General features: G+C 56.5%; 12 protein-coding genes. 4 read left to right on the forward strand and 8 right to left on the reverse strand.

The genetic code is table 11. The features are described 5' to 3' along the window. The first annotated feature begins 13 nt into the window (after positions 1 to 13). Positions 14 to 532, forward strand: a complete 519-nt coding sequence (gene fldB, locus ACJ8QF_RS15840; RefSeq protein WP_004931683.1) for a flavodoxin FldB — start codon at positions 14 to 16, stop codon at positions 530 to 532. 65 nt (positions 533 to 597) lie between these two features. Here fldB and ACJ8QF_RS15845 read toward each other — a convergent pair whose 3' ends face one another. Further along, positions 598 to 1,020, reverse strand: a complete 423-nt coding sequence (locus ACJ8QF_RS15845) for a protein YgfX (protein WP_021505702.1) — start codon at positions 1,018 to 1,020, stop codon at positions 598 to 600. Next, on the reverse strand, positions 1,001 to 1,267 hold the full coding sequence (gene sdhE / locus ACJ8QF_RS15850) for an FAD assembly factor SdhE (RefSeq protein ID WP_004931679.1): 267 nt from the start codon (positions 1,265 to 1,267) through the stop codon (positions 1,001 to 1,003). Before sdhE ends, ACJ8QF_RS15845 begins: the two co-directional genes overlap by 20 nt. Positions 1,268 to 1,588: 321 nt before the next feature. Here sdhE and ygfZ point away from each other — a divergent pair, with 321 nt between their 5' ends. Beyond that, positions 1,589 to 2,581 (forward strand): tRNA-modifying protein YgfZ, encoded by a 993-nt coding sequence (gene ygfZ / locus ACJ8QF_RS15855; RefSeq protein ID WP_286093573.1) that lies wholly within the window; start codon positions 1,589 to 1,591, stop codon positions 2,579 to 2,581. Positions 2,582 to 2,619: 38 nt separating this feature from the next. Here ygfZ and ACJ8QF_RS15860 read toward each other — a convergent pair whose 3' ends face one another. Beyond that, on the reverse strand, positions 2,620 to 3,117 hold the full coding sequence (locus ACJ8QF_RS15860; protein ID WP_049186827.1) for a DUF2165 family protein: 498 nt from the start codon (positions 3,115 to 3,117) through the stop codon (positions 2,620 to 2,622). Positions 3,118 to 3,267: 150 nt separating this feature from the next. Next, positions 3,268 to 3,942, reverse strand: a complete 675-nt coding sequence (gene trhA, locus ACJ8QF_RS15865) for a PAQR family membrane homeostasis protein TrhA (protein WP_021505704.1) — start codon at positions 3,940 to 3,942, stop codon at positions 3,268 to 3,270. A gap of 183 nt (positions 3,943 to 4,125) precedes the next feature. Between trhA and ACJ8QF_RS15870 the strand changes: the two genes are divergently transcribed. Both ACJ8QF_RS15870 and ACJ8QF_RS15875 read left to right on the forward strand, forming a co-directional pair. Beyond that, entirely contained in the window at positions 4,126 to 4,734 is a 609-nt protein-coding gene (locus ACJ8QF_RS15870; protein WP_325962448.1) for an HD domain-containing protein, read from the forward strand. A gap of 219 nt (positions 4,735 to 4,953) precedes the next feature. Continuing rightward, entirely contained in the window at positions 4,954 to 8,106 is a 3,153-nt protein-coding gene (locus tag ACJ8QF_RS15875; protein ID WP_442537681.1) for a DUF4214 domain-containing protein, read from the forward strand. A 323-nt stretch (positions 8,107 to 8,429) separates the two neighbouring features. Here ACJ8QF_RS15875 and rbsK read toward each other — a convergent pair whose 3' ends face one another. The 4 genes from rbsK to ACJ8QF_RS15895 are packed head-to-tail and all read right to left on the reverse strand — an operon-like array spanning position 8,430 to position 12,009. Next, positions 8,430 to 9,356: a ribokinase gene (rbsK, locus tag ACJ8QF_RS15880; protein ID WP_021505706.1), complete on the reverse strand. Its 927-nt coding sequence runs from the start codon at positions 9,354 to 9,356 to the stop codon at positions 8,430 to 8,432. Then, positions 9,353 to 10,261, reverse strand: a complete 909-nt coding sequence (gene alsK / locus ACJ8QF_RS15885) for an allose kinase (RefSeq protein WP_004931666.1) — start codon at positions 10,259 to 10,261, stop codon at positions 9,353 to 9,355. The genes rbsK and alsK overlap by 4 nt, the downstream gene beginning before the upstream one ends. 10 nt (positions 10,262 to 10,271) lie before the next feature. Continuing rightward, complete coding sequence (gene alsE / locus ACJ8QF_RS15890; RefSeq protein WP_004931664.1) at positions 10,272 to 10,943, reverse strand: D-allulose 6-phosphate 3-epimerase; 672 nt, start codon at positions 10,941 to 10,943, stop codon at positions 10,272 to 10,274. 31 nt (positions 10,944 to 10,974) lie between these two features. After that, the gene (locus ACJ8QF_RS15895; protein WP_075685243.1) at positions 10,975 to 12,009 is read right to left on the reverse strand and encodes an ABC transporter permease; all 1,035 of its coding nucleotides are present in this window, start codon (positions 12,007 to 12,009) and stop codon (positions 10,975 to 10,977) included. Positions 12,010 to 12,011 lie beyond the last annotated feature (2 nt).

Consider the following 12,011-nt stretch of genomic DNA (forward strand, 5'->3'; position numbering starts at 1 on the left):
TAACGGTTTACACATGAAGATTGGTCTGTTTTACGGCTCCAGCACCTGCTACACCGAGATGGCGGCAGAAAAAATCCGTGAGATTCTGGGTGAAGACCTGGTCGACCTGCACAACCTGAAAGACGTCTCGCCCAAGCTGATGGAGGACTATTCCATTCTGATCCTCGGCATCCCGACCTGGGATTTCGGCGAACTGCAGGAAGACTGGGAAGCGATCTGGCCGCAGCTGGCGGCGCTGGATCTGAAAGGCAAAATCGTCGCCATGTACGGCATGGGCGATCAGCTCGGTTACGGTGAGTGGTTCCTCGACGCGCTGGGCATGCTGCACGATCACATCGCGCCGCTGGGCGTACAGTTCATCGGCTTCTGGCCCACTGAGGGTTTCGAGTTCACCAGCCCCAAACCGCTGAGCGCCGATGGCAAACACTTCGTCGGCCTGGCGCTCGATGAGGTCAACCAATACGATCTGAGCGAAGAGCGCCTGCAGCAATGGTGCGAACAGATCCTGTTGGAGATGGAGCCGCTGCTGTAGCCGCTATCGGGCGTTCCTCCCCAAACGCCGAGCGCCGGCGGCATGATTCGCGCCGGCGCCCCCTATCAGTCTTGTTCGCCGTCACCCGCCGGCGGATACAGCAACAGCTGCCGCAGGTGGCGCCATTCCTCTTTGCTCATGCAGTCGGAAGCCAGCCACAGCCGGCGGCGCTTTTTGCCTTCCATCGGCTGCAGCGTCAACAGCATGCCGTAACCCGGCATCCACGGTTTTTTCGCCAGCCGCCACTCGCGGCCGTGCCAGCTGAAACGCCGATCCGCCAGCAGCCGCAGCTCGCCCTGCACCGCGGCGATGCGCTTCTGGCTGCGAATGCACTGAAACACCACCAGCGTCAGCAGCACCAGCCAGAGCGGGCCAAAGCCTTCCGGCCAGGGCGAAATCAGGATCAGCAGGATCAGAACGCCGTGGGTCAACAGTGAAAACAGCTGGGTGCGCCAGGAAATGCGGATATCACATCGCCACTGGGCCACGGTCTTTATTTCGCGTTTGGATCAGGGTCACCATTCTCTGCAGCTCGCCGTCCTGCGGCGCGCCATGATTCATCAGCCAGTTGAACAAATCGGGATCGTCGCACTCCAGCAGGCGGATAAACAGCGCCTTGTCCGCGTCATTCAGGCTGTCGTATTCGTATTCGAAGAACGGCATGATGGAGATGTCCAGCTCGCGCATGCCACGGCGGCAAGCCCAGTGAATACGTGCTTTGTTGTTAATATCCATGTTGTTATGACTCACCTCTTTTCAGCGCGGCAGCGCCAGCGCAGGGTTCAAATGACACACTGTATGGCAACGCCGTCGCAATATAATTCCATCAGCCGGGGGGTCTGTGTGCAAGGGTGCCCTGGCCACAAGTCTATAGAGTAACAATTTGACATACACGCCGGGAAGGCGCTTTGTGGCGGAAAACGCAATAAAGCGCAAAATGCCAAAAAAAGCGCCCCCCGGCGCCGCGGCGCGAATAACAGTTTGCAAAGCCCGCCGCCTCTTTTACCATGGGCCCAATACCCTTCAGGTAAGCTAAACGTTGAGCAGGAACTTACTATGGCGCATAACATTCCATTCCCACCCCGTCAGCCCTCCGCTTCCACCCATCTGCCCCTGACGCTGATCTCGCTGGAAGATTGGGCGTTGGTGACGCTGAACGGGCCGGACACGGTGAAATATCTCCAGGGCCAGGTGACGGCGGACATCGACGCGCTGGCGGCCGATCAACACGTGCTGTGCGCCCACTGCGACGCCAAGGGCAAAATGTGGAGCAACCTGCGTCTGTTCCACCGTGGCGAAGGCTTCGCCTATCTGGAGCGCCGCAGCGTGCTGGACAGCCAACTGGCGGAAATCAAAAAATACGCGGTGTTCTCCAAAGTCACCATCGCCGCCGATAATGACGCGGTATTGCTGGGCGTCGCCGGTTTCCAGGCGCGCGCCGCGCTGACGGGCCTGTTCGCCACGCTGCCGAGCGCCGAGCACCCGGTGGTGCAGGACGGCGAGACCACGATTCTGCACTTCAATGCGCCGGCGGAACGTTTTCTGCTGGTGACCCGCCCCGCCGTGGCCGAACAGCTGATCGGCAAACTGCATGACCAGGCGGAACTGAATGACAGCAGCCAATGGCTGGCGCTGGAGATCGAAGCCGGTTATCCGGTTATCGACGCCGCCAACAGCGCGCAGCTGATCCCGCAGGCCACCAACCTCCAGGCGCTGGAAGGCATCAGCTTCAGCAAGGGTTGCTATACCGGTCAGGAGATGGTGGCGCGCGCCAAGTTCCGCGGCGCCAACAAACGTGCGCTCTACTGGCTGGAAGGTAAAGCGGCCCGCGCCCCGCAGGCGGCGGAAGATCTGGAGCTGCAGCTGGGGGAAAACTGGCGCCGCACCGGCACCGTACTGGCGTCGAGTCAGTTAGCCGATGGTACGCTGTGGGTGCAGGTGGTGATGAACAACGATCTGGATGCCGACAGCAAGCTGCGGGTGCGCGACGATGCCGCCAGCCAGCTGGCGATCAAACCGTTGCCCTACTCGCTGGCCGAAGAGAAATAATCCGTCGGCCGCAGGCCCCCTGCCTGCGGCCATCTTCGTTACTCGTCCAACTCCCCGTCGCGCTGCACCAGATAGATCAGCACCAAGATGATGGTGACGAAGAAGCGAAACGCGCTCGGCACGCCGTTCCATTGCTGCGACATCCACATGCCGAACCACTCCCCCCCAATCGACATAAAACCGACCTGCCAGGTAAGGAAGCCCAGCGTCAGCCCCGCTACCGCCCATTTTTTTCGGCCGTTGAAAGCGTTGGCGGGCAGTTTCAGGCCGCACAGCAGGCGCAGGCCACCAATCCAGCACAGCAGCGCGGTCAGACTCTCCAACGCAATGATGAAAATATAACCGGCGTGATGCAGCCACGGCGTCTGTATCGAGCGGTAGCCGATGGTGGCCTCGGGGAATATAGTGTCCATCATAAAGACGTGGCGCACGAAGGCGAAGTTGGAGCCGTAGTCGGTGAGGTTACCGAAGGCCACCAGCGAAGCGAACAAGGCGATAGCGCAGACCAGCAGCGCTTTGGATAAGCGAACGATCATCTTGATGAGTCCTGAACAGAGGTTAGAGAAACGGTATGCGGGCTCAGAAATGAAGGACAGGGCTTGCTGGATACCCGAAAGAAGCAAGCGCCTCTTTTTTAAAACAAAAGAGGCGCTTGTTCAATACGCATTCAGATGTAGCGGCAACGCTTAGACGTACAGGTAGATCGCCATGAAGTGGCAGGCGCTGCCGCCGAGCACGAAGCCGTGCCAGATGGCGTGGCCAAAGCGAATGCGCTTGGAAGCGTAAAAAATCACGCCCAGGGTGTAGACCACCCCGCCGATCGCCAGCAGCGTGACGCCGCCGGCCTCCAGCCGCGTGACCAGCTGATAAATCACGATCAGCGACAGCCAGCCCATCGTCAGGTAGGTCACCAGCGACAGGGCTTCAAAACGGTGGGCGAAGGCCAGCTTGAACAGTACGCCAAGCAGCGCCAACCCCCAGATTACCGCCATCAAGCCCTTCGCCAGCGGCGAATCCAGCCCTACCAGCAAGAACGGGGTGTAAGTGCCGGCAATCAGGAGATAAATGGCGCAGTGGTCAAATTTTTTCAGCCAATGCTTGGCCTTTTGATGCGGGATCGCATGGTACAGCGTAGAAGCGAGAAACAGCAGGATCATGCTGCCGCCGTACAGGCTGTAACTGGTGATGGCCGTCGCATCGGCGCCGGTATTCACCGCCTGCACCAGCAGCAACACCAGGCCGACAATACCGAACACCAGCCCGATGCCGTGGCTGATGCTGTTGGCGATCTCTTCCGCCCACGGATAAGCCGCGGTGACAATCTTATTGTTCCCGGCTTTCACTACGTCCGTTTTCCCCATAACGCGCAACCCCTCAAAATGCCCTGCTTTGTGCGAAATTAACGCAAAGCAGCTTAACTGAGAATAATTCCAGTGTACACGTGTACGCTAAAATAAAAATGTGAACACGTGTAACCATCGAAATCCCCCGCCCGCTGGTCTACAATCGTCAGGCTTCAACCCACCCACCTTGAGGTTTACACCATGTCATCCGCTGTACACGCGTTAGATTTCGGTTCAATGACCCAGGCCATCCAGTTCCTGATGGAAATCGATAAGTTAAAAGGCGTACAACGCCGCACCAAGGTACTGGGCACCCAGCGCCAGGAAAACTCCGCCGAACACAGCTGGCATTTCGCCATCGCCGCCATGAGCCTGGCGCCCTACGCCGGTGATGACGTAGACATTCAGCGCGTGATCCAGATGGCGCTGCTGCATGACATCGTGGAAATCGACGCCGGCGACGTGCTGGTCTACGATCTGGCGGCCCGCGCGGCGATCCACGATCAGGAAGTGGCGGCGGCGCGCCGTCTGTTCGGCATGTTGCCGGAGGCTCAGCGCGAGTATTTCACCGCTTTATGGCAGGAATATGAAGACGGCGAGAGCGCCGATGCCCGCTTTGCCTTGCTGCTGGATCGCACCATGCCGATGCTGATGAACCTGCACAATGAAGGCCAGAGCTGGGTGGAAAACGGCATCAGCCTGGAGCAGGTGCTGGCGCGCAATGCGTCGATCGCCGACGTGCATCCCGAGCTGTGGCGCCATATGGAGCAACATCTGCGGGACGCGCAGCGCAAAGGCTGGTTGAAGTAATTGTATCTGCTGCAGTGAGTACACTGCAGCCTATTGATTTCACAGTGCCGCCTCATCCCCGGAGGCGCCATAGCTTGCTTTTAGCCTCCATCGTAACGGTCAGTACAAGGCAAAACCACTTATACTCCCAGCCCCGGCACGTAGCCTGTCTCATACTTGCTTATCCCAAGGTTCTCTCCTTTACTTACCTTTTGCGAATCCATTTCTTTGGGGAAATTCATGAGCTCAATATTCGTTCAACGCGATGTCGCCGCATTATTTTATGCCATTATAGGAAAAAAAGCCGACATTAAAGATATTGATTATTTTTCAAAAAAAATAACGCAAGAAAACCTCTCCATTCCTGTATTAACTAATAAATTAATCAATTCTGAATTAGGTCAATCACGCCTGTCAGAGTTAAATGAACGCGAACAAGTACAGTTTATTTATCACAATATTCATGGTACCTACGCATCAGAGAAAACACTCACTTATCTTCTCAGCCTATTGGAGAGGAGAGGTGATCTCGGTAGCCTTGCTGCTTACATGAGCAACGATCTTCTTCACTACTCCGGGCAAGAAACCCTCTTGCAAGAACAACAAGCTGCGTTGATTGAAACCGTTAATCAAACGCTATTTCCCTCTTTTAACAGCTCAGTATCAGACGGGGCTGAATGGGTGCAAGGTTTTTATTATGCAGTGAAATCCACTATGACATCCGATGGCATAAACTATTGGGGTAATGTGATAAATAGTCACCCTGAACAGTTAAATTTGATTGCACAAAAGTTTGTCGAAGGTAAAAAAACGTTGTCTAACCTTAGCGACAATGATTTCGTCATCAAAATCTATGAAAATATTTTTGGATCAACCCCAGATAACGACCAACTACAAAAATATATTACCGAATTGAATATCAATACTGAAAGCCGTGGTGATGTCATAGTACGCATGATTAATGATATCCGCAATGATGAAACCAGCGTTCATGCTGATGCTAAAGCAATTTTTTTGGCTAACACTCATGTTTATGCTGCTGGAGAGTTACCCGCACCGAAGTATCAGGAAGCCATAACTGCAATATACTTGAGCATTGCCGGTTATTATATTGATGCCAATGCATTGGATACCTACAGTAAGCAATTAGCCGCTGGGCGATCTGAGAGTGACATCCTCGCCATGTTCTCCAAGCAACCTGCTTTCGCCAAAGCCTCCTCGTACCAGATAATATTCAATAACCTATGGGGAAGACCCATGACGACAGCCGAGTCTGTCGCAATTATGAACGAAAGTGGCAACGATGCACTGAAGGCGACACTGGCTGTATTGGCGCACTTCCGTGCTAATGAGAGTATTATTGCAGGCAATGGCGGAGCACCAGGCAGTTATGCTGTCCAACAATTCGAACAAAAGATCGGAGCCAACTTAAACTATGTCAAACAGGGCATACTGACAAAAAGTGGTGAAAACGGAGAGTTAACAGGGATAATAAATAATCATGGCGTCGAACATATTATCTCCAACGCTGAGTTATCCATGCTGAATGACATTACGCTGAACGTCGTAAAATCAGGCACTATCGATATTAGTCAATTCAATGGGTGGCATACTCTTACCATCGACGGTACTGAAAGTGTTTTGCTGAAGTTGTTCGCTCAAGCACTCAATAATATTGATATATTCCTGAAAAACCCGAATGTCACCTTGGTCAGTCCTATTACTGGAAACAATCAAAACATCATCATCACAGCAGATGCAGATATGGCGCATGCCACCGGTGTGCTTCGATTCAATTTTGCAAAAAATATCAATGTGCAATGGCAAGGCAATAGCATCAATGACGGCGCCAATAGCGTTAGCGATACGTTCAAAATTAAGGGGTATGATCAAGGCTCGGTATTAGCGGCTAACCTTATCACCAAGAATGTTTATCTCACTACGGGTGTCGATGGTGCGCTTTCCGGCACGATTGCCACCAATGTAGGTAACTTTACGCTTTTTCCCCAGATCGATTTGGCGGGTTATCGAGGTACGGGTTCTATCTACGTTGACGGACAATTAGTCGGCAACGAGGGCAGGCATGTATTTGATATAGGCCTCTTGGCCGATCTCTCTATCGCTAATATACACAACAAGGATTATACGCATGTCACCGACCTGAAAGCCCCCGAACTTTGGGATCCTGCGTGGGGAATGCCAAACGGCTTTACGGGTTCATACGGTTTTGCGCTGTCTGGCTTTGCCGATAACGTTACGGTGATTAATGTGCCGGTAGATTCATTTATGGATGTCCCTTTTAGCCAACGCGCCCTGGAAATCACCGGTAATGCCGGTGGAAACAGCCATATTACCTTTGAGTACGCTCCCGATTACCGCTATAAAAATTTTTCGCCAGTGATGACTATCACTTTTGATGCAAAGAATATAACTCACGCTGATGCCGGCACCTTATCGTTCAAAACCGACACTGTTTATATTGACTCTGACATTCCGGAGGTCAGAGAGTTCTTGGAAATATCATCTAAAGGGGATGCGGAAAATACCCTACGCCTTGAGGGCCATGACAACCATATCAGTGAAATTAACATTACTGGTGATAAGGCGCTTAACCTCACCATCAAAAACAATTTCAGCGAAGAATTGAAATCCATCACCTGTCACATGGCTAATAGCACACCACTGAATTTGACCCTGGAACAAGGGGGGACTGGCGGCGGGTTGTTCTATCAGGTGCTAAAACAATTAGGCGGACTGACGGGATACGATACCATCATGTCCCAAATGGCCGGTTACCAACTGTCGATCGCTAACGACGCCCCCACGACCAACGGAATCCAGGCTAATCATCTCTACAACGTAATGGGCAATACGAGTCTGGCAACCGGCAAAGGCACGGATACAGTGGTATTCAGCCACAGTAGCATTGATAACATGGTCACCTTTAACGATTATGAAAACAGCAGCACGCAAAATGCATCATGGGTTGAAGGCGACAACATTGTCGTCGGTGATATCGATCGGCAGTGGCTCTTTTCCGCAGGTGGCAGCAAGACTATCGATCTCGTCGGCAGTTTATCTCTGAATGACCTGACAGTGCTACTCTCCGGAATGAATGTTCCGACGAATACGACTCCGCAACAATTGTTCATTGAACTGGTCTCTAAAGTCACTCAGGGCCACAGCCAGGGTACATTGAGCGAAGTCAGCGCCTTATCGTTGAATGGATCCTATTTTGTAATGGTGGATAAGAACCTGAATCACAGTTTGGACAACGATGACATTATTTTTGGTCTCACAAGCGACAATGCCTTCAAAATGGCCCATTACGATTCACCTGTTCTGGAGGTTAATGGCATTGGCAGTTTTACTCACGATGCCGTCGCTGCATAGCTGTTATTTATCATGCTTAACTTTCACACCGGGCTTTGACCCGGCGTGAAAGTTACTACGGTTTGTTCGCCCTCTTCTTCGCGGCAATCACCGCCCACAGTGCGCTCAGTAATCCCCCCGCCCCCCGAATGCAGGCCAGCGGCGATCCGCGATCAGGGAGTGCCGGCGGCGCGCCATCTATTGGGCATGCTGCCAGGCGCACTGTATGAGTATTTCACCGCTTTATGGCAGGAACACGGGGCAACATCTGCGGGACGCGCAGCGCAAAGGCTGGTTGAAGTAAGGGAGCCGGGCTGCCGCCTCTGCGCCACAGCCCGTCAACGTCAAGCGAACGCCTGCTGGCGTTCCAACGCTTCCTCATAGCTCGGCATCGACCCCGCCGCCCCGGCGCGTTCCACGCAGACCGCCGCGTAGGCGGCGGCGAAGCGCGCCGCATCGGCTAACGGCACCTGATTCGCCAGCTGCGCCGCCAGAGCGCCGTTAAACGCATCCCCCGCGCCGGTGGTGTCTTTCGGCTGCGCCGGAAACGCCGGGATCAGCTCACTGTGTTCCCCGTCCGAGAACAACGCCCCCTGCGTGCCCAAGGTCACGATCAGCAAACGAATGCCCTTGGCGTGCAGCACCTGCGCCGCCTGACGCGCCGAAGCCACATCCCGCACCGGCACGCCGGTCAGCAACGTGCATTCGGTGGCGTTGGGCGTCAGCAGATCGACCTGCGCCAGCAGGCTGTCCGGCACCGGCTGAAACGGCGCCGGGTTGAGAATGATGAACGTCCGCGCCTCGCGGGCGATGGCGATCACTTGTTCGATCGCCGGCAGGTTGTTCTCCAGCTGGGTCAACAGAATATCCGCCGCGGCGATCGCCGGGCGGCACTGGCGCACCTCGTCCTCGCTGACCGTCAGGTTGGCGCCGGGATCGACGGCGATCATGTTCTCCGCATCCTCGCCGGCAACGTAGATAAGCGCATTGCCGGTCGGGCAATCGCCGGTCGAGAACAGCGTCACCGCATCGAAGCCGGCCGCGGCGAGATGGCGCCGGGCGAAGGTGCCGAAGTCGTCGCGCCCCACCTTGCCGATATAATGCACCCGCGCCCCGGCGCGCAGCGCGGCGGTGGCCTGGTTGGCACCCTTGCCGCCCGCCCCCATCATACTGTTACGGGCGATCAGCGATTCGCCGGGCTGCGGAAAGCGCGCCATGCCGGCGACGATATCCAGGTTGAACGAACCGAACACGCAGACTTTGCCTTTCATTGCTGGTACTCCCTGCTCAATTGGAGGTGGCGCCGGGCTGCCAAACAGGCGCCTTTGCTGCCGGTTTCATCGGTCTGGCGGCTGATGGAGATCGCCAATCCCTGTGCCGGCTGCGGCCCGCGCAGATGACGGCGGATCTCTTGCTCCAGCCGCGCCAACGGAAAACCGCGCATGGCAATCACGCCGCCACCCAGGATCAGCCGTTGGGGGTCGATCACATTCATTTCGATGGCGATGGTCTGCGCCAATCGTTCAACGAAACGCTGCAAATCCGGATGATCGCCATGGCGTTCGAACAGCCGGTCGAACGGCGTTTGCGCCGCGTTGGCGCGCGCCCAGCCGGTCAGCCAATGGCCGGAGGTCAAACTCTCGACGCAGCCCCGTTTGCCGCACGGGCACTCGCCCAGATGGCCCGGCCAGGGAATGTGCCCCAACTCGCCGGCGGCGCCATGCGCCCCGTGGTAAAAATCGCCGTTCAGCCACAGGCTGTTGCCCATGCCGGTGCCCAGATACAGCCCTACCGCCACCTGCGGCAGCGCCGGCAGCTGCTGCAAATCCCACCACAGCAGATGGTTGACGTCCTTGTCCATTCGCACCGGCAGAGCCAGCAAATCGGCCAACAGCGCCGCCACCGGCTGGGCATCCAGCGCCGGAATGAACGGCAGCGACAGCACCCGCGAGCGATCGCGGCTGAGGATCCCCGGCAACCCAAGCATCACCTGCGCCACCTGACGATCCTGGCTATGCCGGGCGATAAGATCGCCCAACGCCGCCAGCGGATCGGCCTGCTGTGCCCAGTCGGCGGTCGCTATCTTGCGGTAAGCGCTAAACTCGCCGTCATCATCCATCAACAGCAGGCGGGTATTGGTGCCGCCAACGTCAACGCCAAGAAAATGCTGCATCATGTCCCCCGCCTCAGGCCGCCTGCCGCATCTGATCCAGCATTTTTTCCCATGCCGCCTCCAGATCCGGATCGAGATTGAACAACCCGGAGCTGCCGACGATCAACACTTCCGCGCCGGCGCCCAGCAGATCGCGATAAGTACGTTGGTTGCAGGATCCGTCGATCTCGATCAGATAGCGCAGATTTTGTTGGCTTTTCAGATCGCGCAACTGGCGGATCTTGTCCAGCATTTCGGGAATGAACGGCTGCCCGGCATAGCCCGGATCGACGGTCATCACGGTGACTTTATCCAGCAGATGAATATAGTGGCGGATAAACTCCACCGGCGTGGCGGGGTTCAGCACCACCCCCACTTTTTTGCCCAGCGCGCGGATTTGATTGATTACCCGGAACGCGTCGCGGTTGATGGTTTCGGCGTGCGGGCAGATAAAATCCGCGCCGGCACGGGCGATAGGGTCGATAAAGTCGGTCGGGTTCTCCACCATCAGATGCACGTCCAGCAGCAACGAGGTGTGCGGCCGGATCTGTTCGATAAAGAACGGCGATAGCGTGATGTTTTTAACGTAGTGCCCGTCCATGATGTCGATGTGCAGCATATCGGCGCGGCGATTCAGCACCGCCAATTGCTGCCGGATATCCATCAGGTTCATGCACATCAGTGAAGGTGAAATCTGGTATTTCATTAGCGTTATCCTGCGCAAAAGGGAAAAGGGATCAGTGGCCCGCCGCGATTCTGGCCTGGGCCGCGCTGCGGCGCATCGCCCGCCGCTGCTGATAGCGATGGCGGAAAAACTTCAGCGCCAGCACCGCGATCAGCACCGCGCCCCACATCGCCAGACTGAAATGCGGGCTGACGTTCATCAGGTTCAAACCGGTCGCGATCACCTGCAGCACGATCAGCGCCAACACCACGCCGCTGACCCGGCCAAAACCGCCGAACGGATCGGTGCCGCCCAGAATGATCGCCAGCACCGTGAGCAGCAGGTAGGAGTCGCCGTAACCCATGCGCGCCGAGTTGAAGCGCGCCATCATCACCAGCCCGGCAATGACGCACAGCAGGCTGGAGAGGGTGTAAATGGCGATCAACACCCGATGGGTATTCACGCCGCTGAAGTGGGTGGCGTTGATGTTGCTGCCGCTCATGTAGATGCATTTGCCGAGCCGGGTTTTCTGCAAGAACAGCGCCAGCAAGGCGGCGACCACCAGGAAGATCCACAGCGGTACCGGCACGCCCAGCACGCGCTCGGCGCCGATAAACCGCACGATCTCCGGCATGCCGCTCAGGGCCGCGCCGCGCGTCAGGTAAATGCCGATGCCGTTGACCGTCGTCATGGTGGCCAGCGTCACCAGAATCGGATGCGCGCCGACGTAGGCCACCAGCGCGCCGGTCGCCGCGCCGATAAGCCCGGCCAGCAGCATCGCCGCCGCCAGCGCCAATGCCAGCCACAGCGCCTGCAAACCCAGCCCGGCATCCGCCGGCAGGTAGCTGATGAACAGCCAGGCCATCAGCAGGCTGGTCAGGTTGGCGCTGGCGATAATGCACAGGTTCAGGCCACCGCTGAGGATCGGGATGAACATCGCCAGCGTCAGCAGGCCCAGCTCCGGCAGCTGGAAGGCCACGCTGGTGAAGGTGGCGCCGCTGAAGAAGCGCCCCGGCATCAGCAGGCTAAAGGCCAGCACCACCGCCAGCAGCAATGCCAGCAGACCGACGGCGACCCCGTCCGGACGAAATTTCAGGTTGTTGCCCATCA

Origin of the sequence: Serratia sp. CY81684 (assembly GCF_052166595.1) — a bacterium.
GTDB lineage: Bacteria > Pseudomonadota > Gammaproteobacteria > Enterobacterales > Enterobacteriaceae > Serratia > Serratia nematodiphila.

Excerpts from the sequence above, each read along its gene's own strand:
- alsE (WP_004931664.1), bottom strand. The coding sequence starts at position 10,943 with ATGAAATACCAGATTTCACCTTCACTGATGTGCATGAACCTGATGGAT.
- trhA (WP_021505704.1), bottom strand. The coding sequence starts at position 3,942 with ATGGGGAAAACGGACGTAGTGAAAGCCGGGAACAATAAGATTGTCACC.
- ACJ8QF_RS15860 (WP_049186827.1), bottom strand. The coding sequence starts at position 3,117 with ATGATCGTTCGCTTATCCAAAGCGCTGCTGGTCTGCGCTATCGCCTTG.
- alsK (WP_004931666.1), bottom strand. The coding sequence starts at position 10,261 with ATGATGCAGCATTTTCTTGGCGTTGACGTTGGCGGCACCAATACCCGC.
- ygfZ (WP_286093573.1), top strand. The coding sequence starts at position 1,589 with ATGGCGCATAACATTCCATTCCCACCCCGTCAGCCCTCCGCTTCCACC.
- fldB (WP_004931683.1), top strand. The coding sequence starts at position 14 with ATGAAGATTGGTCTGTTTTACGGCTCCAGCACCTGCTACACCGAGATG.
- ACJ8QF_RS15875 (WP_442537681.1), top strand. The coding sequence starts at position 4,954 with ATGAGCTCAATATTCGTTCAACGCGATGTCGCCGCATTATTTTATGCC.
- sdhE (WP_004931679.1), bottom strand. The coding sequence starts at position 1,267 with ATGGATATTAACAACAAAGCACGTATTCACTGGGCTTGCCGCCGTGGC.
- rbsK (WP_021505706.1), bottom strand. The coding sequence starts at position 9,356 with ATGAAAGGCAAAGTCTGCGTGTTCGGTTCGTTCAACCTGGATATCGTC.
- ACJ8QF_RS15895 (WP_075685243.1), bottom strand. The coding sequence starts at position 12,009 with ATGGGCAACAACCTGAAATTTCGTCCGGACGGGGTCGCCGTCGGTCTG.
- ACJ8QF_RS15870 (WP_325962448.1), top strand. The coding sequence starts at position 4,126 with ATGTCATCCGCTGTACACGCGTTAGATTTCGGTTCAATGACCCAGGCC.